This is a genomic window from Avibacterium volantium, assembly GCF_900635775.1.
Taxonomy (GTDB): domain Bacteria; phylum Pseudomonadota; class Gammaproteobacteria; order Enterobacterales; family Pasteurellaceae; genus Avibacterium; species Avibacterium volantium.
On sequence record NZ_LR134167.1, the window covers coordinates 2,181,175 to 2,206,574 of the forward strand.

Annotated in this window: 24 protein-coding genes and 1 tRNA gene; 16 read left to right on the forward strand and 9 right to left on the reverse strand. The window is 41.4% G+C overall.

The genetic code is table 11. The annotated features are described in order from the left end of the window. Positions 1-337: 337 nt before the first annotated feature. Together asd and ELZ61_RS10410 are read left to right on the forward strand one after the other, a co-directional pair. Positions 338-1,228 (forward strand): archaetidylserine decarboxylase, encoded by an 891-nt coding sequence (gene asd, locus ELZ61_RS10405; protein ID WP_126373443.1) that lies wholly within the window; start codon positions 338-340, stop codon positions 1,226-1,228. Positions 1,229-1,275: 47 nt separating this feature from the next. Next, entirely contained in the window at positions 1,276-1,908 is a 633-nt protein-coding gene (locus ELZ61_RS10410) for a BamJ family beta-barrel-assembly machinery protein (protein ID WP_126373445.1), read from the forward strand. A gap of 147 nt (positions 1,909-2,055) precedes the next feature. Here the strand turns inward: ELZ61_RS10410 and ELZ61_RS10415 are convergent, their stop codons facing one another. Beyond that, positions 2,056-2,394: a hypothetical protein gene (locus tag ELZ61_RS10415; protein ID WP_126373447.1), complete on the reverse strand. Its 339-nt coding sequence runs from the start codon at positions 2,392-2,394 to the stop codon at positions 2,056-2,058. 127 nt (positions 2,395-2,521) lie between these two features. Between ELZ61_RS10415 and ELZ61_RS10420 the strand changes: the two genes are divergently transcribed. Then, positions 2,522-2,914: a helix-turn-helix domain-containing protein gene (locus ELZ61_RS10420; RefSeq protein WP_126373449.1), complete on the forward strand. Its 393-nt coding sequence runs from the start codon at positions 2,522-2,524 to the stop codon at positions 2,912-2,914. Positions 2,915-2,988: 74 nt separating this feature from the next. Here the strand turns inward: ELZ61_RS10420 and ELZ61_RS10425 are convergent, their stop codons facing one another. After that, complete coding sequence (locus tag ELZ61_RS10425) at positions 2,989-5,562, reverse strand: penicillin-binding protein 1A (RefSeq protein WP_126373450.1); 2,574 nt, start codon at positions 5,560-5,562, stop codon at positions 2,989-2,991. A gap of 158 nt (positions 5,563-5,720) precedes the next feature. On the opposite strand from ELZ61_RS10425, the gene ELZ61_RS10430 reads away from it, so the two are divergent. From ELZ61_RS10430 to ELZ61_RS10465, 8 genes are all read left to right on the forward strand, one after another. Further along, positions 5,721-6,521: a type IV pilus biogenesis protein PilM gene (locus ELZ61_RS10430; protein WP_126373452.1), complete on the forward strand. Its 801-nt coding sequence runs from the start codon at positions 5,721-5,723 to the stop codon at positions 6,519-6,521. Beyond that, positions 6,511-7,035: a hypothetical protein gene (locus ELZ61_RS10435; protein ID WP_126373454.1), complete on the forward strand. Its 525-nt coding sequence runs from the start codon at positions 6,511-6,513 to the stop codon at positions 7,033-7,035. Before ELZ61_RS10430 ends, ELZ61_RS10435 begins: the two co-directional genes overlap by 11 nt. Further along, the gene (locus tag ELZ61_RS10440; protein WP_126373456.1) at positions 7,016-7,555 is read left to right on the forward strand and encodes a hypothetical protein; all 540 of its coding nucleotides are present in this window, start codon (positions 7,016-7,018) and stop codon (positions 7,553-7,555) included. The genes ELZ61_RS10435 and ELZ61_RS10440 overlap by 20 nt, the downstream gene beginning before the upstream one ends. Beyond that, positions 7,552-7,911, forward strand: a complete 360-nt coding sequence (locus ELZ61_RS10445) for a pilus assembly protein PilP (RefSeq protein ID WP_126373458.1) — start codon at positions 7,552-7,554, stop codon at positions 7,909-7,911. The genes ELZ61_RS10440 and ELZ61_RS10445 overlap by 4 nt, the downstream gene beginning before the upstream one ends. Positions 7,912-7,920: 9 nt before the next feature. Further along, entirely contained in the window at positions 7,921-9,324 is a 1,404-nt protein-coding gene (locus ELZ61_RS10450) for a type IV pilus secretin PilQ (RefSeq protein ID WP_126373460.1), read from the forward strand. A gap of 135 nt (positions 9,325-9,459) precedes the next feature. Then, entirely contained in the window at positions 9,460-10,008 is a 549-nt protein-coding gene (gene aroK / locus ELZ61_RS10455; protein WP_277870321.1) for a shikimate kinase AroK, read from the forward strand. Positions 10,009-10,028: 20 nt separating this feature from the next. Next, positions 10,029-11,117: a 3-dehydroquinate synthase gene (aroB, locus tag ELZ61_RS10460; protein ID WP_126373689.1), complete on the forward strand. Its 1,089-nt coding sequence runs from the start codon at positions 10,029-10,031 to the stop codon at positions 11,115-11,117. A 5-nt stretch (positions 11,118-11,122) separates the two neighbouring features. Then, positions 11,123-11,989 (forward strand): Dam family site-specific DNA-(adenine-N6)-methyltransferase, encoded by an 867-nt coding sequence (locus tag ELZ61_RS10465; protein ID WP_126373465.1) that lies wholly within the window; start codon positions 11,123-11,125, stop codon positions 11,987-11,989. Here ELZ61_RS10465 and ELZ61_RS10470 read toward each other — a convergent pair. Next, entirely contained in the window at positions 11,977-12,291 is a 315-nt protein-coding gene (locus ELZ61_RS10470) for a DciA family protein (RefSeq protein ID WP_126373467.1), read from the reverse strand. The genes ELZ61_RS10465 and ELZ61_RS10470 overlap by 13 nt on opposite strands. 106 nt (positions 12,292-12,397) lie before the next feature. Here ELZ61_RS10470 and secM point away from each other — a divergent pair, with 106 nt between their 5' ends. From secM to mutT, 3 genes are all read left to right on the forward strand, one after another. Then, positions 12,398-12,709: a secA translation cis-regulator SecM gene (gene secM, locus ELZ61_RS10475; protein ID WP_126373469.1), complete on the forward strand. Its 312-nt coding sequence runs from the start codon at positions 12,398-12,400 to the stop codon at positions 12,707-12,709. A gap of 85 nt (positions 12,710-12,794) precedes the next feature. Next, positions 12,795-15,512 (forward strand): preprotein translocase subunit SecA, encoded by a 2,718-nt coding sequence (gene secA, locus ELZ61_RS10480; RefSeq protein ID WP_126373471.1) that lies wholly within the window; start codon positions 12,795-12,797, stop codon positions 15,510-15,512. Between the two features lie 68 nt (positions 15,513-15,580). Then, entirely contained in the window at positions 15,581-15,982 is a 402-nt protein-coding gene (gene mutT / locus ELZ61_RS10485) for an 8-oxo-dGTP diphosphatase MutT (protein ID WP_103853760.1), read from the forward strand. Between the two features lie 58 nt (positions 15,983-16,040). On the opposite strand, the gene ELZ61_RS10715 is transcribed toward mutT, so the two are convergent. The 4 genes from ELZ61_RS10715 to mfd form a co-directional block, all read right to left on the reverse strand. Continuing rightward, the gene (locus ELZ61_RS10715; RefSeq protein ID WP_164550739.1) at positions 16,041-16,199 is read right to left on the reverse strand and encodes a hypothetical protein; all 159 of its coding nucleotides are present in this window, start codon (positions 16,197-16,199) and stop codon (positions 16,041-16,043) included. A gap of 51 nt (positions 16,200-16,250) precedes the next feature. After that, positions 16,251-17,663, reverse strand: coding sequence for a membrane-bound lytic murein transglycosylase MltF (mltF, locus tag ELZ61_RS10490; RefSeq protein WP_126373474.1), 1,413 nt, complete (start codon positions 17,661-17,663; stop codon positions 16,251-16,253). Positions 17,664-17,774: 111 nt separating this feature from the next. After that, the gene (gene lpcA / locus ELZ61_RS10495; protein WP_126373476.1) at positions 17,775-18,359 is read right to left on the reverse strand and encodes a D-sedoheptulose 7-phosphate isomerase; all 585 of its coding nucleotides are present in this window, start codon (positions 18,357-18,359) and stop codon (positions 17,775-17,777) included. A gap of 86 nt (positions 18,360-18,445) precedes the next feature. Next, positions 18,446-21,880, reverse strand: a complete 3,435-nt coding sequence (gene mfd / locus ELZ61_RS10500; protein WP_164550747.1) for a transcription-repair coupling factor — start codon at positions 21,878-21,880, stop codon at positions 18,446-18,448. A gap of 234 nt (positions 21,881-22,114) precedes the next feature. Between mfd and ELZ61_RS10505 the strand changes: the two genes are divergently transcribed. Beyond that, a tRNA-Ser gene (locus ELZ61_RS10505) sits at positions 22,115-22,204 on the forward strand. A gap of 110 nt (positions 22,205-22,314) precedes the next feature. Here ELZ61_RS10505 and cysK read toward each other — a convergent pair. Both cysK and cysZ read right to left on the reverse strand, forming a co-directional pair. Next, positions 22,315-23,265 carry a cysteine synthase A gene (gene cysK, locus ELZ61_RS10510; RefSeq protein WP_126373691.1) on the reverse strand — a complete coding sequence of 317 codons (951 nt, stop codon included), beginning with the start codon at positions 23,263-23,265 and terminating at the stop codon, positions 22,315-22,317. Between the two features lie 119 nt (positions 23,266-23,384). Further along, the gene (gene cysZ, locus ELZ61_RS10515; RefSeq protein WP_126373480.1) at positions 23,385-24,233 is read right to left on the reverse strand and encodes a sulfate transporter CysZ; all 849 of its coding nucleotides are present in this window, start codon (positions 24,231-24,233) and stop codon (positions 23,385-23,387) included. 161 nt (positions 24,234-24,394) lie between these two features. On the opposite strand from cysZ, the gene zipA reads away from it, so the two are divergent. Next, positions 24,395-25,396 (forward strand): cell division protein ZipA, encoded by a 1,002-nt coding sequence (gene zipA, locus ELZ61_RS10520; RefSeq protein WP_126373693.1) that lies wholly within the window; start codon positions 24,395-24,397, stop codon positions 25,394-25,396. The last annotated feature ends 4 nt before the right edge of the window (positions 25,397-25,400 follow it).

Below are 25,400 nucleotides of genomic sequence, written 5' to 3' on the forward strand. Positions count from 1 at the left end.
TATCATCATTAATTTTCGGGCACACACATAGGTGCGCCCCTACACCAATATAATAGAGAACGAACACTGCTCTTTTTCACCTATCATTTAAGTAAATTCTAGGGATAGCGATGTACTCACCCGAATCTCATATTATTTTTGGTAGGGACGGACCTGTGTGTCCGTCCGTAATAATCATTAATTTTCGGGCGCACACACAGGTGCGTTCCTACATCAATACAATCGAAAACGAACACTACCCCCATTCCTGTGATAAATCAAGGCAAAATCCGCATATCGTTGCACAAGTAGGATAAGTTGATATAATCGCCCTTCCATTTTAACAAAGGAAAACCTTATGACATTAAAAACGCAAATACCTTTAACGTATTGGCAACGTGTAAAAGTGGCTTTTCAATATGTAATGCCGCAACTTTATTTAACCCAGCTTGCTGGTTGGTTTGCAAAGCAACGTTGGGGAGCGCTAACCCATTTAGTGATTAAATTATTCGCGAAAAAATACCAAGTCAATATGCAAGAAGCGCTGAAACCAAATTTTAATGATTATGCGACCTTTAATGAATTTTTTATCCGTCCTTTAGCGGAAGGGGCGAGAAAAATTGATGAAAATCCTACCGCACTTTGTTTACCCGCAGACGGCTGCGTGAGCCAGCTCGGGCATATTGATGAAGATCGTTTATTACAAGCCAAAGGACACGATTTTAGCCTTGCCGATCTGCTTGCCAATGATAAAGAATTGGTCGAGGCCTTTAAAAATGGTGAATTCGCCACAATATACCTTTCACCGAGAGATTATCATCGTGTACATATGCCTTGTGATGGCACATTACGCAAAATGATTTATGTACCGGGTGAACTGTTTTCAGTTAATCCATTTTTGGCAGAACACGTTCCGAATTTATTTGCTCGTAACGAACGCGTGATCTGCGTGTTTGATACGGAATTTGGGCAAATGGTACAAATTTTAGTGGGGGCAACCATCACAGCAAGCATCAGCACCCAATGGGCTGGCGTGATTAACCCACCGCGCAGCAAAGAGGTGAAAGTCTGGACATATAGCGGTGAAAATGCCGTGAAATTACGCAAAGGTCAAGAAATGGGCGCGTTCCAGCTTGGTTCTACGGTAATCAATCTATTCCAGCCAAACCAAGTGAAATTGGCAGAACAGTTGGCGGTTGATGTGCCAGTGCATATGGGCGAAGTGTTAGCTTATAAAAACACGATGTAATAAATCGCTTAATCAAACACATTTATTTTTAATAGAAGGAAAAAACAATGTCAGAACAATTTTTTAACCAAGTCGCTTTAGATGATGTTTCTGCCAAAGGCAGTTACGGTATCGGTTTACAAATCGGTCAGCAATTAGTTGATAGCAAATTAGCAGTCAAAGCAGATGCCGTGGCGAAAGGGATCTTTGATGCGTTAAATCAAAATGCGCTAGCGATTGATTTAAACGAAGTGAGCCAAGCCTTACAACAACTGCAACAACAAGCCGCAGAAGCAGCGCAAGCCCAATTCAAAAAAATTGAAGAAGAAGGCAAAGCCTATCTTGCAGAAAATGCGAAAAAAGACGGCGTGAAAGTAACAGATTCAGGCTTACAATATGAAGTGTTAGTGGAAGGTAACGGAAAAATCCCAAGCAAACAAGATCAAGTACGCGTTCATTACACAGGAACATTGCCAGATGGCACCGTATTCGACAGCTCCGTACAACGTGGCCAACCTGCTGAATTTCCTGTAAGCGGTGTAATCCCGGGTTGGGTTGAAGCCCTTTCAATGATGCCAGTTGGCTCAAAATGGAAACTCACCATTCCACACAACCTTGCCTACGGCGAGCGCGGCGCAGGTGCAGCAATCCCACCATTTAGCACCTTAGTGTTTGAAGTGGAATTGTTGGATATTCTTTAATTTATCTTCCGCATAAAAAAGACCTAGCTATTTCGCTAGGTCTTTTCTTTTCAGATTAGAAAAATTCTTGAAAAAACAACCGCACTTTGTTTTTTATCCTGTCGGTAGCGTTATACTAGAATAATTCTTATTGCTTAGGTAGAATGCTTACTTGTTAGCACAACCAGGTAAACTGCGATCCAAAACTTGTGTTCCTTCTGCAATATATTTTGTTCTAAATCCACTTTCTACAGAAATAACAACATCAGAAAGTGCGACTGCACATCGATCTGTTTCAATAGCTCTATCTACAGCATTTTTCATATATACGATACCAAATGTGGTTTTATCTTCACCTTTAACTCTTTCACCAAGAACTAATTTTCCTGAATTAAGATTCACATTTTTCGTACTAGCCAATGTAAAATCAGCTACTCTGTGAGTGACACAAGCACTCAACATTAATGTAGTGGCTGCAACAAAAATAGACTTCGAAATAAGTTTCATCGTTATACCTCATAAAATATATGTTAGAATCTTTGATATTATTTACTAGAGGAATATGTTTATCTAGTTATAAGTAGGTATAAAATACAATCAATAAAGGTGTTGACAAGTCAATAAGTGGTGAGCTATGAAAGTTAAAGACCAAATAAAAATGAGAAGAGAAGCTAATAAATGGACGCAAGAGGAAATGGCAAATAGGTTACATATGTCAACCAATAATTACGCAAAACTAGAACGTGGAGAAACGAAACTCAACCTTCATCGTTTAGAGCAAATTGCTAATGTATTTAATATTGATGTCATTGAGCTGATGAATTCTGGGGAGAAAAATGTCACTTTTCTTATGAATGATCACAATACAAATTATTATGGTAGCTCAGAAAAACAGATACAAGAAAATGAAAAACTACAATTAATCATCAACCACCAAAAAGAATTACTCTTGCAAAAAGACAACGAAATTAATGCACTAAAAACTCTCGTTGAGTTATTGCAGAAGAATACTATGCAAAAGACCTAGCTTGGCTAGGTCTTTTCTTTTCCAATTAGAAAAATTCTTGAAAAAACAACCGCTCTTTTATTTTCTTCATCTAGCTAAAATAACTCCTGTGGTTCAGAAGATTTTACACCACCGTTCAAACGCTCTAATAATTCAGGTGGTACATAATAACCTTTTTCCTCAACATAAGAGCGAGTAGGTTCTGTACCTTTGATGAAATACTCTTTACGCCCCTTTCCTGTGGAAAGTAGACCAGAAATGGTATCAATACTTTTTTCTATAATATTTTTCGGTATCGGGATCTCCCGTACAGGAATATTTTTCAAGCTCGCTTTCATATAAGCAACCCACGCAGGCATTGCGGTTTGTGCGCCGGCTTCGCCTTTGCCTAAATTGCGTTTGTTGTCATCAAAGCCAACATAAACCGCCGTGGTAATATTTGCCCCGAAACCGGCATACCAAGCCACTTTTGAATTATTGGTTGTCCCTGTTTTTCCACCAATATCAGAACGCTTAATTTGATTTGCCATTCGCCAGCTTGTACCTTTCCAACCTAGACCTTGTTCGCCGTAAATTGCGGTATTCAATGCACTACGAATTAAGAAAGCTAATTCACCACTAATTACGCGAGGTGCATACTGCACTTGATCGTTGGCTTTTTTATCTTGCGCCATAAAATCAATTGCGTTTTCATCTAATTTTTTATTTTGGCGATCAAGTTCTGGAATATCATTAGGTTGCTCATCTTGATCTAGTTCTTCACCATTGGTGCTGCTATCCGTAGAAACTAAATTATCAGGCTTCTCTAAATCAAGGTTTTTAAACCCATCTAATTTTTCAGTTTCCCCATAAATCACAGGAATGTTATCACAGGTAACACAAGCAATTTGTGGATTCGCAACAAACAGCTCTTTGCCGCTATTATCAAGGATTTTTTCAATAAGGTAAGGATTTACCAAGAAACCACCGTTATCAAACACCGCATAAGCACGAGCCATTTCAAGTGGGGTGAATGAAGCTGCCCCTAAAGCAAGGGCTTCGCTAGCGAAATATTGATCACGCTGGAAGCCAAAGCGTTGCAAGAAATCGGCGGTAAAATCAATACCTGCCATTTGGATTGCACGGATCGCAATCATATTTTTGGATTGCCCTAAGCCCACACGCAAGCGCATTGGGCCGTCATAACGATTTGGTGAGTTTTTCGGTGTCCACACCTTTTGCCCCGGTTTTTTGATCACGATAGGGGAATCTTGTAGCACGCTTGATAAGGTTAGCCCTTTTTCTAATGCGGCAGCATAAATGAAAGGCTTGATTGATGACCCCACTTGCACTAAAGATTGAGTAGCGCGGTTAAATTTGCTTTGCTCAAAGCTAAAGCCGCCCACTAAGGCTTCGATCGCACCATTATCACTATTTAATGAAACTAAGGCAGAATTTACTTCTGGCACTTGAGAAAGTTGCCATTCACCATTACCACGCTGACGCAACCAAATTTGTTCGCCTGCTTTTGGTTGTCTTTTGCCTGCCCAGCGCATTGCTGCCGGGGAAAGCGTGATGCTGTTGCCATCATCTAATAATACTTTTGCGCCCGCTTTGCTAGTTTCCAATACGGCAGCTGGCACTAAAGGCGCTGAATTAGGCAATTTTTTTAGCGCATCAATAATTTTATCTTCGTCCCAAGCGGTTTCGCCCTTTTTCCATAACACAGCCGCACCGCGGTAGCCGTGGCGCATATCATAAGCGAGCAAATTATCACGCACGGCTTTTTGCGCTTCGGCCTGATCGGCAGAAAGCACGGTAGTATAAACTTTATAACCACTAGTATAGGCGTTTTCTTCGCCAAAACGTTTCACCATTTCTTGGCGTACCATTTCGGTAACATAATCCGCTTTAAAATCTAACTGTGCACCGTGATAGCTCGCTACGATAGGCTCGTTAATGGCTTCATCATATTCCGCTTTGCTGATGTATTGCATTTCTAACATTCGCCCTAGCACCACATTACGGCGTGCCGTTGCACGTTTAAGAGAATAGAGCGGATTCATTGTGGAAGGCGCTTTTGGCAAGCCTGCGATCACCGCCATTTCTGATAAGGTGAGCTGATCGAGCGATTTCCCGAAATAGGTTTTCGCAGCCGCCGCCACACCATAAGCGCGATAGCCAAGGTAAATCTTGTTCAAATATAGTTCTAAAATTTCATCTTTGCTTAGGGTGTTTTCAATTTCAATCGCTAAAATGGCTTCTTTCGCTTTACGCACGATATTTTTTTCTGGCGTTAAGAAGAAGTTACGCGCGAGCTGTTGAGTAATGGTACTCGCCCCTTGTGAAGCACCGCCTTTAGTAATCGCAACACTCACCGCACGAGCAATGCCCACAGGATCTAAACCGTGATGTTCATAAAAACGGCTATCTTCTGTGGCAAGCACCGCCTCAATTAATTTTTTTGGCACGTCATTCAGTTTCACGGGAATACGGCGCTGTTCGCCCACTTCACCAATGAGTTTGCCGTCAGCGGTATAAATCTGCATCGGTTGCTGTAATTCCACGGTTTTTAGGGAATCTACACTTGGCAAGCCTGATTTTAGTTGAACATAAATAATTCCTGCGACAACACAGCCTAAAATGATCATTGTCAGCAAGCTACTTAAAATTAATTTTGCGATCCGCATCGTAAAATTCTCTCTTCATTCGTGCAAAATTGAAAAAAATCAGAAAAACTAAAACCCGAAATTTTAGCTTAACTACTTCCTTAAAACGTAAGTATAAAGTTTAGTCAAGGAAATCCAAAGCTAAAAGTGCATTTAAAATGAATATTTAAGTAGGAAGAATGAAGAAAACGAACAATTTCACCACACAAAAACAAGTTGGTGTGTGGAAACAAGGTGAAAATTATGAATGTGTTTGGTTTGATGAAAAAAATCAACCACAAGCCTGTACCCTATCTTCACCAATTTCCTTGCCACAACTTGCCGCACAGCTTATACCACAATCAAGCAATAATGCCTTGAAAACAATAAAATTTATCACCGCAATTTCACCACAATACACTTGGATCAAAAATCTGTTATTGCCACAAATTTTAACTGCCGCAGAATGTGAGCAACAATGTCGATTTTTATTATCGCAAGAATTGCCCCTTCCCCTTGAAGAAATCTGGTTTGATTATCAATCAGAACCGCTCAAGCAAGGCTTCAAACTAAGTATTTTTGCCATAAAAAAACAAACTGCCTTGGATTATCTCAACGCTTACGCCCCTTTTCCTATTCAAGTATTGGATTGCTGTATCCACGCGATAATCCGCGCCTTTCAATATCTCACAGGGGCTAGCACGGAAAAACAGGTGCTTTTTCTTTACCGAGATAAGCAACACACCTTTGCCGTTCAGCCCAACGCCTCAGCGGTTCAATTTATACAACAAACTGACAAAAATCTCACCGCACTTGCTGAAATGTTCTGCCAGCGTTATTCCTTGCAGCCTGAGCAAATTTATTACTATTGCGATGATTTACCAAACGCCTTGCCTGATCACTGGCAGAAAGTCGAAACGGATTTGCCCTTTATCGCCTTAGGCAATGCCTTATGGCAACAATCTTTCTGGCAACAGAAAGGAGAAACAAATGGCGATTAATTTGCTACCGTGGCGACTGGCAGCACATCATAAAAATATGAAAAAATTATTACTGCGAGCGGGAATTTGCTTCGCCATAAGCCTGGCTTGCCACCTTGCGATGCTCAACGTTTTACAAGCAGAACAAGCCATCGCGCCACAAAAGAATGCGCAATATGAAACACTTTCTCAAAATTTAAACCAAACTATTGAGCAGATTAGTGCCTTAAGACAACACTATGTTTATCAGCAAGAACAACAAAGTTTGCCATCGCAAGAGGTTATTCAATTTTTAGACTGGCTTGCTGCGCTTCCTTTGCAACAAGGAGAATTAAATGACGTGGCGCTTACGCAAGAAAAATTATTGCTCAATGGTTTTACAGAAGATCAACAAGAATTTGAGCAATTACAGCAACGCATCACGCAATTAGCGCTATTTAGCCATTCACAACTCACACAATTTCAGCCCACAGGTTCACAGCTGACTTTTGAATTTCAATTAAAAAATGAACAAGATGATGAAGCAAATTTTTAATAATCCGTATAATTTACTCGGCAAGCTCGCCCAGCTTTCAGCTACCAAGCAATACGCTCTATTACTGATTTTTACCTTTTTGCCTCTGTCTTTTTGGATTATGGAATATCAGCAAATTCAACAACAAAATAGCCAAACAGATCGCCAAATTCTGCAATTAGAACAAGATTTGGTACATCAAAAACAAATTTTAAGCTCACTACAACAAAATACACAAAATACGTTTACGCCTGAACTCACAAGCGATATTGCCCAAATAAATCAAGTTTTGCGTCCACAGGATTTTCAACTACAAGTAAAAAATAGCCAATGGGATTTTTACCAATCTCCTTATTTAACAATGCAATTAATCGGCAATTTCAATAAGTTACGTCAATTTTTGACCGCACTTTTAGAACGCACGCCGCAACTCAATGTATTACAACTGCATATTTACAAAACACGCGAAAACCCGCTTTCACAACTCTCGCTAATCACAGAAGTTCGTTTTAAACTTTCTTTACCCAAGGATAAACAATGAAAAAAGCGTTTCTTTTTCTCATACTGCTCAGCCCCTTTGTTTCTGCACAAGATCCTTTTGATAAAACACAGCGCACAGCACAGGCGGCAATCATCGCTCAGCCAAGTTCTACAAATTGCCCTACACATAAAAAAATCTTGGCGGAAGAGGCTTCTTTTCAACAGCTCAAGTTAGTTGGAATCATTCAGTTTCCAGAAAACAGCAAAGCAATTTTTACTGATAAAAATCAACAAGTTATGCTTATTCAAAAGGAAGAGGTGGTTGCACAAGAAAGATTGCAGATTAAGGATATTTCACCACAGCAAATTACACTTTTTGACTGTATGCAATCACAATTTGTTTATTTAACCTTTTAGGAGAAAAAAATGCGATTATTAAAGTGCGGTGCGTTTTTTCTGAGTTTTTCATTATTTGCCAGCGCAAGCGAAAAACCAAGCGAAACCTTTTCAATTCGCTTACAGCAAGCCCCTTTGGTACAGACCGTGCAACAGCTCGCAGCACAACAGAAGGTTAATTTAGTGATCGATGACGAATTGCAAGGTTCAATTTCGTTACAACTGCAACAAACAACCCTCGCGCAATTTTTGCAAGTGGTTGCCAAAATAAAGCAGCTCCAATTCTGGCAGGAAAACGGTATTTATTATCTCAGTAAAGCCCCACAAAATTCTTCGCCAGAAGTAGCCAATAATCTTCCTACTGAATTTGTAGATACATTGCCTGAGCCAGCACTTCCCAGATTATCAACAATGACAATAAAATTGCACTATGCCAAAGCGTCTGAAGTGATGAAAACGCTCACTTCGGGCAGTGGCTCGTTGCTTTCAGCAAATGGCAGTATGAGTTTTGATGATCGCAGTAACCTATTGATTATTAAAGATGAAAAAGCCATATTAAACCAAATGAAACGCTTGGTTACGGAAATGGATAAGCCCATTGAACAAATTGCTATTGAAGCGCGCATTGTTACTATTAGTGATGAAAGTTTGAAAGAACTTGGCGTGCGTTGGGGGATTTTTACGCCAACAGATGCCAGCCATAAAGTAATGGGTAGCCTGAATGCGAATGGTTTTGCCAATATTACTGATAATCTCAACGTCAATTTCGCTACCACCAACACCCCAGCAGGCTCGGTGGCGTTGCAGATTGCCAAAATTAATGGAAGATTGCTTGATTTAGAATTAACCGCCTTGGAGCGAGAAAATAGCGTAGAAATTATCGCTAGCCCAAGTTTGCTTACCACTAATAAGAAAAGTGCGAGTATTAAGCAAGGGACGGAAATTCCTTATGTGGTGAATAATAATAAAAATGACAGCCAGAGCATTGAGTTTCGCGAAGCGGTGCTGGGGCTAGAAGTAACGCCACATTTATCCAAAAATAACGGCATTTTGTTGGATTTGGTGGTGAGCCAAAATGCCCCTGGTGGGCGTGTGGCTTATGGCGAAAACGAAGTCATTGCTATTGATAAGCAAGAAATTAACACGCAAGTTTTTGCACAAGATGGGGAAACCATTGTGCTAGGTGGTATCTTTCACGATACCATTACCAAAGCCTTAGATAAAGTGCCTGTGCTGGGTGATATTCCTGTGATTAAACGCTTGTTTAGTAAAGAAGTAGAGCGTCATCAAAAACGGGAATTGGTGATTTTCGTCACACCGCATTTGATCAAAAAAGGGCAACAGGCCGAAAAACAAAGTGCGGTGAAAAATCCGCCAAAAAATCACCGCACTTCGTCATCTTCTAGCAAGATTTCGCACAAATCTGGTAAATAAATCTGCTTTGACGGTTGAAAAAGGTGGGCATTTATTGAGATAATCCCCATTATTTTTTGGGTGATCTTTTAGCAACCATATTCGATTTTGTGGTTGTCTTTTTATTTGTCGGAAAGATCAATTATTTTAAATTTTATTAAAGAAGAACAACGAAAAATGGCAGAGAAACGTAATATTTTCTTAGTAGGCCCAATGGGAGCAGGGAAAAGCACTATTGGTCGTCAATTAGCGCAAATGTTAGGAATGGATTTTATTGATACAGATGCGGAAATTGAACAACGTGCTGGCGCTGACATTAGCTGGATTTTTGATGTTGAAGGTGAAGAAGGCTTCCGCAAACGCGAAGAACGTATTATTAATGAATTAACACAAAAACAAGGCATTGTGCTTTCCACAGGCGGCGGTGCGGTGATGTCAAAAGAAAACCGTAATCACCTTTCTGCCCGTGGCATCGTGATCTATTTAGAAACCACGGTGGAAAAACAATTCCAACGTACTCAACGTGATAAAAAACGTCCATTATTGCAAGATGTGGAAGATCCGCGTCAAGTGTTAGAAGATCTATCAAAAATTCGTAATCCGCTCTATCAAGAAGTGGCGGATATTACCTTACCTACTGATGATCAAAGTGCCAAAGTAATGGCAAATCAAATTGTTGATTTAATTGAAAATATCAACGGCTAATTAAGCAAAAGGAAAAAATGATGTTGTGCGTAAATGTTGAATTAAAAGAACGCCGTTATCCTATTTATATCGGCGCAGGCCTGCTTTCTGATCCGAGTGTTTATCCCCTAAAATCGGGTGATAAAGTGATGATCGTGAGCAATCCAACTATTGCACAACATTATCTTGCGCAGGTAACGAAAACCTTGGCGGAATTGGGCTGTCAGGTTGATCACCTGTTATTGCCTGATGGGGAACAATACAAAAATCTTGAGTCGCTTAATCTGATTTTTACCGCCTTATTAGAAAAAAATCACGGCCGCGATACCACCTTAATTGCTCTAGGTGGCGGTGTGATTGGTGATGTAGTGGGCTATGCCGCAGCTAGTTATCAACGTGGTGTGCGTTTTATCCAAATTCCAACTACCTTACTTGCGCAAGTGGATTCTTCTGTGGGGGGGAAAACCGCAGTTAATCACCCTTTAGGTAAAAATATGATTGGGGCGTTTTATCAGCCTTGCACCGTGATTGTCGATACGCTCACCTTGAATACCTTGCCAAAACGCGAAGTCAATGCTGGTTTAGCGGAAGTGATTAAATATGGCGCGATTTTAGATTATCCTTTCTTTGAATGGCTAGAACAGCACATTGATGAATTGGTTGCTCTTGAACAAGCGCCGTTGCAGCAATGTATCGCACGTTGTTGTCAAATTAAAGCGGACGTGGTGGCAAGAGATGAAACAGAAAAAGGCGATCGCGCATTGCTCAACTTAGGCCATACTTTTGGCCACGCCATTGAAACCCATTTAGGCTATGGGCAATGGCTACATGGTGAAGCCGTAGCCGCGGGTTCAATGATGGCGGCTGCGCTTTCTGAAATGTTAGGGGATTTATCAGTGCAAGATGTCGGGCGTTTAGAAAAGCTCTTTGCACGCGCTAATTTGCCAACCCTTTCGCCAGATACAATGCAACCCGAAGATTATTTACCGCATATGATGCGCGATAAAAAAGTGCTAGCAGGCAAGTTACGCCTTGTATTGTTAAAATCGCTCGGGCAAGCTTATGTGGCGAGCGATAGCGACAAAGATCTTGTTCTCGCCGCCATTGCACGTTGCACACAAACTGACTGATCTCAATGTATCCTGATGCGACAATTTTCCCACAACAAAAATACCGCCCTTTTCTAAAATGGGCGGGGGGAAAGTTTCGTCTTACGGATCAAATCAATAAATTATTTCCTAAGAAAAAACAATGTCTTATTGAACCTTTCGTGGGGGCAGGGGCTGTTTTTTTGAATAGCCAATTTGAACGCTATATTTTGGTGGATATTAATGCGGATTTGATCAATCTATTTAACACCGTTAAACAAGATGTCAATTTGTATATTGAAGCGGTGAAAACCGTCTTTTTTCACCCTGATGCGAATACGCCAGACTATTATTACGCACGGCGCGCTCAGTTTAATCAATCCACCAATAACTTTGAGCGTTCTGTGTTGTTTTTGTATCTCAATCGCTTTGGATTCAATGGCTTATGTCGTTACAACAGCAAAAACGAGTTTAACGTGCCATTTGGACGCTATAAAACTCATTATTTCCCCGAAATTGAGCTACGCTATTTTGCCCATAAAGCACAAAGTGCGGTGTTTATTTGCGCAGATTTTCACGAAGCCTTTAAATTTGCTGATGAAAATTCCGTGATCTATTGCGATCCGCCTTATGCACCGCTCAAACAAGAAAGCAATTTCACCAGTTATGCTGGCAATGAATTTTCGTTAGACCACCAGAAAGCCTTGGCTGAATTGGCACACCGCACAGCAAGGGAACGACAAATTCCGGTGCTAATTTCTAATCACGATACCAAATTTACCCGTCAAATCTACCACGGGGCGAAAATTAAACGCTTAAAAGTGCAACGCTCTATCAGCCAAGCTTCGCACAAACGAATTAAGGTAAACGAGCTGATCGCCAGCTTTCACGGGCAAAAGACTCAACGTGGCTGAGTGATTAAGGCGGGATTGACTTTAAATTGAAGTTGCTGAATCTGCGGATTTAGGCCCTGCACTTTTGCCAAGAGATCTTTTTCTTTGAATAACAAACTTTGGCGTACCATCGCATTTGCCACTTCAATCACCAACGTGGTTTCGGAAAAATTGGCAACACGATAAAAGCCTTTAAATTGATTGGGAAATAGGCGTTCTACTTGCTCGTTCAGTTGTTGTAACAAAATGCCTTTTTGCATAATTTTGCCTAGGCTGGAATTTTCTAGCACATCTTGTACGTTGGTTGGTTTACTGTATCGCATCGCTTGTTTTCGGCTTTTTTGCCCTAATATTACACATCAGAATAAGACATTGTAGTGATTTTCCGCTACAATAACAGCGAATTTTTAATTAAAAATAAGTTACCGAATGATTTCATCTAAAAGCACACAGCATTTTTGGTCGCAATTACTACTCAGTATGATTGCGATCTTTGCCTTGCCTAATGCGCAAGGCGTGGAAAATGCTGGGCTTGCCTGTGAAAACTATTCGCGCGAACAGCGCCAAATGCAACAGCTTGCTTGTCATCAGCGAGTTGCTCACAAACAAATTATTCAACAGCAACAAAAACCAAGCAAAAAAAGTTTTGTTGCGCCGAAAATTCTCACTAAAAAAGCACCGCACTTTGTTTTTCCTGTACTCAGTGCCGCCACGCCGATCCGTGCAGGCCCTACGGCTTAACCTTTCTTTCTAGTAAATACCTTTTAACTGATTTCAGCAACCGCTGAAATTGAATTTAACCTATTGATATAAAAGAAATAAAATTATGTTTAGAACTATTTTTACAAAAATTTTTGGTAGCCGTAATGATCGCATTCTGCGCCGTTTGAATAAACAAGTGATCAAAATTAACAAAATGGAGCCGGAGTTTGAAGCCTTAAGCGATGAACAGTTGCAAGGCAAAACAGCAGAATTTCGTGAGCGCTTAAAAAATGGTGAAAGCCTACAAAGCTTATTGCCAGAAGCCTTTGCCACCGTGCGTGAAGCGAGTAAACGTGTACTAGGTATGCGCCATTTTGATGTGCAGCTCATTGGCGGTATGGTGCTGAATAATCGTTGCATCGCAGAAATGCGCACAGGGGAAGGGAAAACCCTTACCGCAACCTTGCCTTGCTATCTTAATGCTTTAACAGGAAAAGGCGTTCACGTTGTTACGGTGAATGATTACCTTGCGCGCCGCGATGCGGAAACTAACCGCCCATTATTTGAATTTTTAGGGATGACCGTTGGGGTAAACGTGCCGGGCTTGCCAGCAGAAGAAAAACGTGCTGCCTATGCTGCGGATATTACCTATGCCACTAACAGTGAATTAGGTTTTGATTATTTGCGTGATAATTTAGCTCATTCAGCACAAGATCGCTTCCAAAAAGAGCTTTATTACGCTTTGGTTGATGAAGTGGATTCTATTTTGATTGACGAAGCGCGTACACCGTTGATCATTTCAGGGCCTGCGGAAGACAGTTCAGAACTTTATATTGCCATTGATAAATTGATTCCTCATTTAATCAAACAAGATAAAGAAGACACCGAAGAATACCAAGGTGATGGTGATTACACCTTGGATCTGAAAAGCAAACAGGCGTATCTCACAGAACGTGGGCAAGAAAAAATCGAGCAATGGCTGATTGATCAAGGCCTGATGCAAGAAACCGAATCTCTGTATTCCCCTGCTAAAGTCACGTTGTTACACCACGTTTATGCCGCATTGCGCGCCCATACATTGTTTGAACGTGATGTGGATTACATTGTAAAAGATGGCGAAATTATCATTGTTGATGAGCATACAGGACGCACAATGGCAGGTCGCCGTTGGTCAGAAGGTTTACACCAAGCTATTGAAGCAAAAGAAGGTGTGCCAATTCAAAATGAAAACCAAACGGTCGCTTCTATCACTTACCAAAACTATTTCCGTCTTTATGAAAAATTAGCCGGAATGACAGGGACAGCGGACACCGAAGCCTTTGAATTCCAACAAATTTATGGCTTGGAAACCATTGTGATCCCAACTAATCGCCCAATGATTCGCGATGATCGCACGGATTTAATGTTTGAAAATGAACAATACAAATTTGCTGCGATTATTGAAGAAATTAAGGATTGCATTGCGCGTAACCAACCCGTGCTGGTGGGAACGGCGTCTATCGAAAAATCAGAATTGCTATCTGATGCTTTAACCAAAGCAGGCATTAAGCATAGCGTATTAAACGCAAAATTCCACGCCCAAGAAGCGGAAATTATTGCCAATGCAGGTTATCCTGGGGCAGTAACCATTGCCACCAATATGGCAGGACGTGGTACAGATATTGTGCTTGGTGGTAACTGGAAAGCTGAAGTGGCGAAATTGGATAACCCAACAGAAGCGCAAATTGAAGAAATCAAAGCCAAATGGCAAGAACGCCACGATATTGTAAAACAAGCGGGTGGCTTGCATATTATCGGTACGGAACGCCACGAATCACGCCGTATTGATAACCAGCTGCGTGGACGTTCAGGCCGCCAAGGCGACCCAGGTTCATCACGTTTTTACTTATCCTTAGACGATGCGTTAATGCGTATTTACTTAAACGAAGGTAAGCTCAATATGATGCGCAAAGCCTTCAGCACACCAGGTGAAGCAATGGAATCGAAATTGCTCACGAAAGTGATCGCTTCTGCGCAAGCAAAAGTTGAAGCGCATAACTTTGACGGTCGTAAAAATCTATTAGAATTTGATGACGTTGCCAACGATCAACGCCACGCGATTTATCAACAACGTAATGAGCTGTTGGATAACGAAAACATCGCTGACACCATTGAAGTGATCCGCCAAGATGTCTTCAACAGCGTGATTGATCAATATATTCCACCAAATTCCTTAGAAGAAATGTGGGATATTCCGGGGCTAGAACAGCGTTTAAGACAAGATTTCGCTTTAGACTTACCAATCAGCCAATGGTTGGAAGAAAATAATGCCTTGCACGAAGAAACCTTGCGCGAGCGTATTATTGACGCGGCAGTTGCGGAATATAAACGTAAAGAAGAACTGGTTGGTTCAGAGTCAATGCGTCATTTTGAAAAAGGTGTAATGCTGCAAACCCTTGATGAACTTTGGAAAGAACATTTATCTGCAATGGATCACCTACGCCGTGGTATTCACTTGCGTGGCTATGCACAAAAAGATCCAAAACAAGAGTATAAAAAAGAATCTTTCCAAATGTTCACGGATATGCTTGATTCCTTGAAATTGAGTGTGATTACCACCTTAAGCCGAGTTCAAATTCGTACTCAAGAAGAAATTGAGCAAGCAGAAAGATTGCAGCAAGAAATGGCAGCGCGTGAGCAAGCAAAAATGCAATATAACACCGCTGATGATCAGCAAGCTCAAGGAGAGCAAACGCCATTGCCACCATCAGATCGTAAGATTGGGCGTAATGAACCTTGCCCTTGCGGTTCTGGTAAGAAATACAAACATTGCCACGGCAATCGCGCGGCGAAATATAGTTAATCCATAAAATATAAAGTGCGGTGAAAAATTTTTGATTTTTTTACCGCACTTTTGATTAAGGAGAAAAAATGGCGAAACCCATTATCCAAGTAGCAGCAGGTATTATTCGTAATGAATTTGGGCAGATTTATCTCACTCAACGCCTTGAGGGACAAGATTTTGCTCAAGCCCTAGAATTCCCCGGTGGAAAAGTTGATAAAGGTGAAACACCCGAACAAGCTCTTGCTAGAGAGCTAGAAGAAGAAATTGGTATTCATATTCTCAACGCCAGCTTATTTGAGCGTTTTACCTTTGAATATCCGTCCAAGATCATTCAATTTTCTTTTTACCTTGTAGAACAATGGGTGGGTGAACCCTTTGGACGAGAAGGGCAAGAGGGAATGTGGATTGCGCAATCTGAACTTGATGCCAGCCAATTTCCCCCAGCGAACAGCAAACTTATTCAACGCTTATTGGCTGAAAATGCATAATTTATCGATAACAAAAAAAGCATTATGTGGACAACATAATGCTTTTTCATTTCACTCCTTAACAACAAATATCCTGAACCACAAATTGCAATGAATGGCGTTCGTGTAAGCGGAATTTTCGCTGTTTCAAACGTTTTAATCTTAAAGCTCGCACTTGCGATAAACGGAAGAGTTTAGTGTTGTTTTTCTTCAAAAATGTTTTTCTTTTTACTGCCATAATATCCTCTATTTTCTATCAAAATTCACAGCCTAAGGGAAACGCCCTAAATTATTTGCTGCGTTGTGGTAAAGGTTTGTTTTGTTCTTCTTGGTTTTGCTGTACGCGGTGATAATTCACAATGCTGTTCATATATCGGCGAATATTTTCCACATATTGGAACGCTTCATAACCTCGTGCATAACCATATTTTAAATTTGTGTAGTAACGTTTTTCTGCCAGTAAAGGAAGATTTTTCTTCACATCAAGCCAGTTATCAGGATCACCGCCAAGGCTTTTCGTTAAACGGCGCACATCAAGTAAATGCCCTAGCCCCATATTATAAGCACATAAGGCAAACCAAATGCGATCTTCTTGGCGAATGGTATTTGGCATTTGCGCAAGTAATAAATGCAAATATTCCGCCCCCGCTTTAATGCTTTGCTCCGCATCTAAGCGATTGTTGATTTTCATTCGCTCCGCTGTCGCCTTAGTAAGCATCATCATTCCGCGCACCCCTGTTGGCGAAGTGGCTTCTGGGTTCCAATGTGATTCTTGATAAGCAATAGCAGCTAACAAGCGCCAATCTAAATCTCCTTTGTACTTATCAAAAAGAGCGGCATATTTCGGTAAAATTGTTTCTATCGCGTTTAAATAAGAACGAGTGTCCACATAATCAAACTGTGCAAGATGATTAAAATATTTTTCTTCAATGCGTGCAATAAGCCCTGTTTCAATGGCATTATTCATAAAATCAAGCAAGGCGGCTTGCAGCTCGTTATAAGTGTTATTCGCCAGATACCAATGAATGGTTGCTTCATCAGTAACATCAAAGGCAACTGCAAGCTGTGGCTTAATTTGTTGGGTAATGGAAATATCTATTGAGTTAGCAATGGTGTAATCAATTTTACTTTCCGCAACTTGCAGCAATAATTCTTCTTGGCTTTGATCCACTGTCGTCCATTGCAAATCAGGATATTGCTCTTTAAAACGATTAAGCAATACATTAAGCTCCGAACCTTTCGCCACCACTAAGCGACCATTTAATCTTGCTAGCGAATTCGGGCGATTTTCTCCTTTACGGTAAACCAGTTGCCACGAGGCAGAAGAATACGCCGGCCCAAGCTGAAACTGTTCTAATTTTTCAGGCTGATAAAGCAAATTCGCTGCGGCTAAATCAATTTGATGAGTGGATAACGCAGAAAACAGTGCTTGAACGCTATCCATTGGGCGAATATCCAATTCTACATTCAAATAATCGGCAAAGGCTTTCGTCAGTTCATATTCAAACCCCGTTGCGCCCTCCGAACCAATGAAATAAGAAATAGGATTATTCAGTGTGCCAACAATCAGTTTGCCTTTGGTTTGCACCATTGCATAAGGGTTATCTTCCGATTGCATTATGCGCTGCCACGGGAACACCATATCAATGGCCCATAATAATAAGGCAACGGCACTCACTATGCGTAAAAATAAACCTTTCAATCTCGCTCTACTCTATCATCACAACACATTTTATGTGTTTGGTTAAATTTAAAAGTGCGGTAAAAAATCATTAAATTTTGTACCGCACTTATCAAATTAAATGAAAATAAATTATGCCACTTTCGCCATTTCAAATTCGATCAACATCATTAAAATATGGATCACTTTGATGTGAATTTCTTGAATGCGATCGGCATAACGGAAATGTGGCACACGAATTTCTACATCGGCAAGCCCTGCCATTTGTCCGCCGTCTTTGCCTGTCATTGCGATGACTTTCATTCCTTTGTCTTTCGCGGCTTTAATGGCATTTAAAATATTTTTGGAATTGCCTGAAGTGGATAAGCCAAACAGCACGTCGCCTTTTTGCCCTACTGCTTCAATATAGCGAGAGAACACATAATCATAGCCAAAATCATTACTCACGCAGCTTAAATGGCTGACATCAGAAATAGCAATGGCTGGGTAGCCGGGGCGATTTTCGCGATAGCGCCCTGTTAGTTCTTCGGCAAAGTGCATAGCATCACAATGGGATCCGCCATTACCGCACGAAAGCACTTTTCCGCCTTGTTTAAAGCTATCGGCAATTAACAACGCAGCTTGTTGAATTAATTCGGTATTTTTTTCATCATTGACGAATTTATTAAGCACGTCCTGCGCTTCGTTCAGCTCGGCTTTAATTTGATCTAAGTACATTTTGTTCTCCTTTTGAGATAATGCATTAAAGTTAAAATGGCGTTAATCTATCACGATTTTGCCATTAATTCATTATATTTCCGTGCCTAGGGTTGTAACGCTTGAAGCAATTCTGTAACAAAATCCAACCGCACTTTGTTATCGGTTAAATCACGCTGAAATCTAAATTTCGTTGGGCCGTCAAAGCGATACACCGCAGGGGATTGCTGAATAAGCTGCAAGAATTTTGTTGGATCAAGGCTCGCTTGAGGGGAAAACTCAATAAAGCCACCTTGTGCTGTCGCTTCAATACGAATGATCTGCAATGGCTTGGCTTGCAAACGCAGTTGGGCAATTTGTAATAAATTTTTGGCTGGCTGTGGCAATAGCCCGAAGCGGTCGATAAGCTCCACTTTTAATTCATCAAGCTCTTGTGTATTTTCTGCCCCTGCAATGCGTTTATAAAAACCAAGACGCATATTCACATCGCCTAGGTAGTCATCTGGCAATAAGGCTGGAATACGCAAATCAATTTCAACTTGGCGTTGGGTGAGTTCATCAAGAGAAGGTTCACGCCCATCTTTCAGCGCATTCACCGCACTTTCTAGCAGATCCATATATAACGAAAAACCAATACTTTCAATTTGTCCGCTTTGTTCATCACCCAACAATTCACCCGCTCCGCGAATTTCTAAATCTTGCGTTGCCAACATAAAGCCTGCCCCAAGATTATCCAAACTTTCCAAGGCTTCAAGGCGTTTTAACGCATCTTTTGTCATTGCTTTTGGCGGTGGCGTGAGCAAATAGGCATAGGCTTGATGATGCGAACGCCCCACTCGCCCACGCAGTTGGTGTAATTGCGCTAAACCAAAGCGATCCGCGCGTTCAATGATGATGGTGTTCGCCGTTGGAACATCAATCCCTGTTTCAATAATAGTGGAACAAACTAGCACGTTATAGCGCTGATGATAAAAATCAGACATCACACGTTCTAGCTCACGCTCTCGCATTTGCCCGTGTCCAATCACAATGCGCGCTTCTGGTACAAGTGCGGCAAGATTTTCGGCACAATTTTCAATGCTCGCCACATCATTATGCAAATAATAAACTTGCCCACCACGCAGAATTTCACGCAAAATTGCTTCACGAATAATTAAATCATCAGCCTGTCGCACAAAGGTTTTAATCGTTAAACGGCGTGCAGGTGGTGTAGAGATAATAGAAAGATCACGAATACCATTCATCGCCATATTTAAGGTGCGTGGAATTGGCGTTGCCGTAAGGGTGAGAATATCCACATTGGCACGCAGTTGCTTGATTTTTTCTTTTTGACGCACGCCGAAACGGTGTTCTTCATCAATAATCAGCAAGCCGAGATCCTTAAATTTCACTTCTGGCTGAATCAGTTTGTGCGTGCCGATTAGAATATCAATCTTGCCTTCCGCTAAATCAGCAAGCAGAGCTTTTTGCTCTTTCGCCGTTTTAAAGCGTGAAAGCACTTCCACATTCACTGGCAAGTTGGCAAAGCGATCTTTAAAATTTTCATAATGTTGCTGAGCAAGAAGCGTGGTCGGCACAAGCACCGCCACTTGTTTATGGTTCATCACTGCCAAAAATGCGGCACGCATTGCCACTTCTGTTTTACCAAATCCCACATCACCACAAACTAAACGATCCATCGCTTTCGGCTGCGTCATATCAGAAATTACCGCATTAATCGCCGTCATTTGATCCAAGGTTTCTTCAAAAGGGAAAGTGGCTGAAAACTGCATAAACTCATCGCGATCATAATGAAAGGCAAAGCCTTTTTGCGCTTCGCGGCGCGCGTACACATCAAGCAATTCAGCTGCCACATCACGAATTTTCTCCGCTGCTTTCTGGCGACTTTTCGCCCAAGCATCACTGCCTAATTTATGCAATGGCGCGGTTTCTTCCGAGCCGCCTACATAACGGCTAATCAAATGCAGTGAGGTTACCGGCACATAAAGTTTGGAATCATTAGCATATTGCAGTAGCAAAAATTCCGATTTTATTCCCGCATTTTCTAGCGTAACCAAGCCTGCATAACGCCCTACCCCGTGATCTAAATGCACCACAGGCTGACCAATTTTAAGCTCCGCTAAATGACGAATTAAGGTATCAGGGTTAACCGATTTTTGTCGATCTCGGCTGCGCTGTTGCACACGCTCGCCGAGCAATTCCGTTTCCGTAATCAACGCAAGAGAAGCCTTGCCTTTATCCACAATAAAACCACGATCTTGGCTACAAATCAGCAAACTTTGCTTTTCTTGCAAGTCTGAAAGATGCGCAATTTGTTTTGGTCTTAATTTCAGCGGACTGAGCAAATCAAGCAAGGTTTCGCGCCGCCCTTCTGTTTCCACACAAAAGACAATATCACCATTAAACTGCGTCATAAATTGTTGCAAAGGTAAGAGCGGTTCTTTTTGTTGCAATTTTAGGCTTAAATCAGGCAAGGCTTGCACAGGCAAGTTTTGCTGACGCACAGAAGCACGCGCCACTTTCTCCGTTTTCAGGGTGATTTTTGGAAAATGTTTGAGCTGATGATTAATTTGGTCAATGGGCAACCAAAGCTGATCTGGCGGTAATAAAGGGCGCATTGGGTCAACACGGCGGCTTTCATAACGCTGTTCACAATCTTGATAAAAACGCTCACCTTGTTGCTGGTTACTCTCAAAATCTACAAATAGCGTTTGTTCAGGCAAATAATCAAATAAGGTGGCCATTTTCTCAAAAAACAATGGCTGCCAATACTCAATCCCTGCTGCCAGAGTGCCTTTGCTAACCTGTTGATAAATATGCTCAGGATCACGGCGAATCTCACCAAAGGTATCACGAAATTTCGCGCGGAAAAATTCAATGCCTTTGCTATCGGTAGGGAACTCTTGCGCAGGCAATAAACGAATTGAAGGAATTTCTTCTAATGTGCGCTGCGTATCCACATCAAACGTGCGAATGCTATCAATCTCATCATCAAAAAAATCTAAACGAAAAGGCACCGCACTTCCCATTGGAAACAGATCGAGCAACGCCCCACGCAACGCATATTCGCCGTGTTCCAGCACCTGTTCCACCGCACGATAACCCGCATTTTCTAACTTCAAACGGAAATCATTAATCACAATGCGATCGCCTTTTTTAATCAACAACACATTGTGCTGCAAATACTCAGGCGGACAAATTTTTTGCATTAAGGTGCTGATCGGCAAAATGAAAATGCCGTTTTTGGCATTTTGCAAATGGAATAACGCACTAAGCCGTGAAGAAATAATGTCTTGATGCGGCGAAAAGCTGTCATAAGGCAAGGTTTCCCAATCAGGAAAAAAGGTAACAGGCTGCGAAACGAATTCCGCCAAAACTTTCGATAAACGCACCGCACTTCGCGTATCTGGCGTTACAACTACGGTAAGCCCTTGGTGGCTTTGGGCAATTTCTGCAAGGGCTAAGGTATCGCTACCTGCAATAACATTGGCTAAAATTTTGTGATCATTGGCTTGCGTTGGGATATTCAAATCAAAATACATCATAAGGCTAAGTGCGGTGCTTTTTTCATCTATTTTTACGGATTAAAATTGTGCCTAGTTTAGCGGAAATCCCCAAACTTGCAAAGGAAAACACTGTTTTTTTACACAGTATCAAAACTCAAATAATCCACCGCTCACTTTGACTGCCCCTATTTTAACCAGTTAAGCACCGAAGGCGGAAAAACGCTTGACGAAAGCCGATGAAATCTTTATATTCAGCCACTACTTCCCGATGGTGAGATGTCCGAGTGGTTGAAGGAGCACGCCTGGAAAGCGTGTATGTGCGAAAGTGCATCGGGGGTTCGAATCCCCCTCTCACCGCCATTCTATACTTTAAAATTCCCTTTTCTTTTCAATAAGTAAACGTATTTTTATCGTAAAAAAGGATTTATTCCTTAAAATAAATCCCTTAAACCATTTGTAGTCAATAATGATTAACCTTCAATTCCCTCAAACAATGCGGTGCTTAAATAGCGCTCTGCAGCGGAAGGGAGAATGGCGACAATCAGTTTATCGGCAAATTCGGGTAATTTGGCAAGGCGGTCAGCCGCTGCTACTGCGGCACCTGATGAAATGCCGGCTAGAATCCCTTCTTCCGCCATTAGACGGCGCGCGGTAGCAATGGCGGTTTCGCTATCCACACGTTCTACGCGATCGATTAAGGAAAGATCGAGATTTTTTGGGATAAATCCTGCGCCGATACCTTGAATTTTATGCGGGCCGGGTTTCACTTCTTCGCCATTTAAGGTTTGTGTGATCACTGGGCTTTCTTCAGGCTCAACGGCAACGGAAAGAATTTGTTTGCCTTGATCAAGTTTGATGGCTCGTGAAATTCCTGTGATTGTGCCGCCTGTACCCACGCCAGCGACCAACACATCAATTTTGCCGTCCGTATCATTCCAAATTTCCACGCCCGTGGTTTGGCGGTGAATCTCTGGGTTGGCAGGATTTTCAAATTGTTTCAGCATTACATAACGGTTTGGATCGCTTGCCACAATTTCTTCCGCTTTTGCAATGGCGCCTTTCATTCCTTTCGCCCCTTCGGTTAGCACAAGATTAACGCCCAAGCCTCTTAATAAGCGTTTGCGCTCAGAACTCATTGTTTCTGGCATTGTGAGCGTTAATTTATAACCGCGAGCGGCCGCCACATAGGCTAAGGCGATCCCTGTGTTACCGCTAGTGGCATCAACAATTTCTTTCTCTTTGGTGAGAATACCGTCTTTTTCCGCTTGCCAGATCATATTCGCACCAATGCGACATTTCACGCTAAAACTTGGGTTACGCCCTTCAATTTTCACTACAAGATTGCCATTATTGCCAAAATGTTTTAGGCGGACTAAAGGTGTGCGTCCGATGGAATAAGAATTATCGCTATAAATTGTCATTGTGTTCACCTGTTTAATTTGAATTAAAAGTGCGGTCATTTTTAGCATAGTTTTTCAGCAATAAAAAATAGCCGTTTGCTATATTTTATAACCAACGGCTATTTAGGCTTTAATTTCAATTAGTTAATAAAGCGGTCTGACTGATTTTTTAACGCTTCTCGCTGATTATTGACAATTTTCGCGCGACTATTTTGTGTTGATTTGTGATGCGGTTTAAATTCAAATAAGGCGTTATCGCGATACTTTTCCACCCACATTGCCGTTGCTCCGCATACTGCCACAGGAATAATCACCAAATTGATGATTGGCACAAAGGTACAAAAGGTAATTAAGCTGCCAAAGGTTAAACTTAGCGTGCGTGTTTCGCCCAATTCATTACGCATAATATGGAAAGGAATTTTGTGGTTATCAAAAGGGTAATCGCAATATTGGATCGCCATCATCCACGCAGTAAATAAAAAGGTCAGCACAGGCACGATAGACTGCCCTAATACAGGAATAAAACTTAGTAAAAACAAGGCGATAAGTTTTGGTAAGCTATACCATAATTTTTGCCATTCACGCCCTAACATTCGTGGAATATCTTTGATGAAATCCATTGTACTCATTTCAATGAGATTTTCGCCCGTGAGCATTTGCTCCACTTTTTCTGCGAGCAAGCCGTTGAAAGGGGCGGCAATAAAGCCTGAAAGGGTGGTAAAGGCAAAATAAAATAGGGTTAAAAGCATAAAAATAGATAACACGAGTAAAATGCCACTTAACCACGCCAACCAATCGGGAACATAGCTAATCAAGCTATCAATTAGCCCACCAATATTACTCATAAATAGCCAAAACAGCCCCGAAAGTAATAAAATATTGAGCAAAATTGGCATAATCACAAAACGTCTTAAGCCTTTTTGTGTAATCAAATGCCAGCCCATCACAAAATAGTGAAAACCTTGTTTAAGTTCCTTTGCTTGCAACATTACTTTTCCTAAAAAATCTATCTAATCAAATAAAAATGCGGTTTAGCATACAAAGTGCGGTGAAAAAAATCAATTTTTGCATATCACCGAATTTGCAAAATATGGTAAGCTATCAACCAATTTGTGCCGCCCTTTGGTTTAAAGTTGGGAGAAGACAAGTAATGGATTTGAATACTATTTTGATTATTTTAGGCGTCATCGCCTTGATCGCTTTAGTGGTTCACGGAATATGGTCGAACCGCCGTGAAAAATCGCAAATTTTTGAAAATGGCAAAACATTTAGCAAAGATTATCGCGTTCGCCAACCACAAGAAAATCTTGATCAGCAGGTTCAAAATGGAAATGCCGCACAAGCTGTGCCAGAAAGCCTTCAGCCAGCTCAGCAGCATTTAGATTTTGGTGCGGAACAACATACATTTTCTACATCTTCTACGCCTCAAAGAGAAGAACCCCAAAATGTGGAGCAGGCGGTTAATCAAATTAAAATTAGTTTGCCAAATGAGCCAGAACCTATTCAAGCCAATGTTGAACCCGTTGTGAGTTATCAAACCCCGCAAAATTTGGCAACGGCAACTATCTCTGAAATTGAAGCGACAATTAACGCAGATGAAGGAATTCACGCAGAACACAAATTATCTGAAGTGTTAGCCAGTGCGCCAGAAACGCAGATTCAAATTGAACGTGAACGCCCAACCGTAGAATTTGAAGAAGTGGCAGAAAGCACACCAGCTCAACAGGCAGAAGAACAGCAAACGAGCCAAGCCCAAGACTTCTTGATGCTTTATGTGGTATCACCAGAAAATCGTGATTTTAACGGCGCTGATTTAGCCAGAGTGCTTGATGATCTTGGTTTTATTTTTGGTCATCAACAAATTTACCACCGCCACTTGGATCTCAGCGTGGCAAGCCCTGTGTTGTTCAGTGCGGCGAATATTCAACAGCCTGGCACCTTTGATCCAAACAATATGGCAGATTTCTACACCGTAGGCATCGCATTATTTATGCAACTGCCGTCCCACGGTAACGATCTTGTTAATTTACGAATGATGATCCGTGCTGCCAAAACCCTTGCCGAAGAACTGGGTGGCTTTGTGCTAACGGATCAGCAAGAAATTTTTGATGAAAATGCGGAAAAAGCCTATTTGGCTAAAGTGAGTGCTTAAAAAG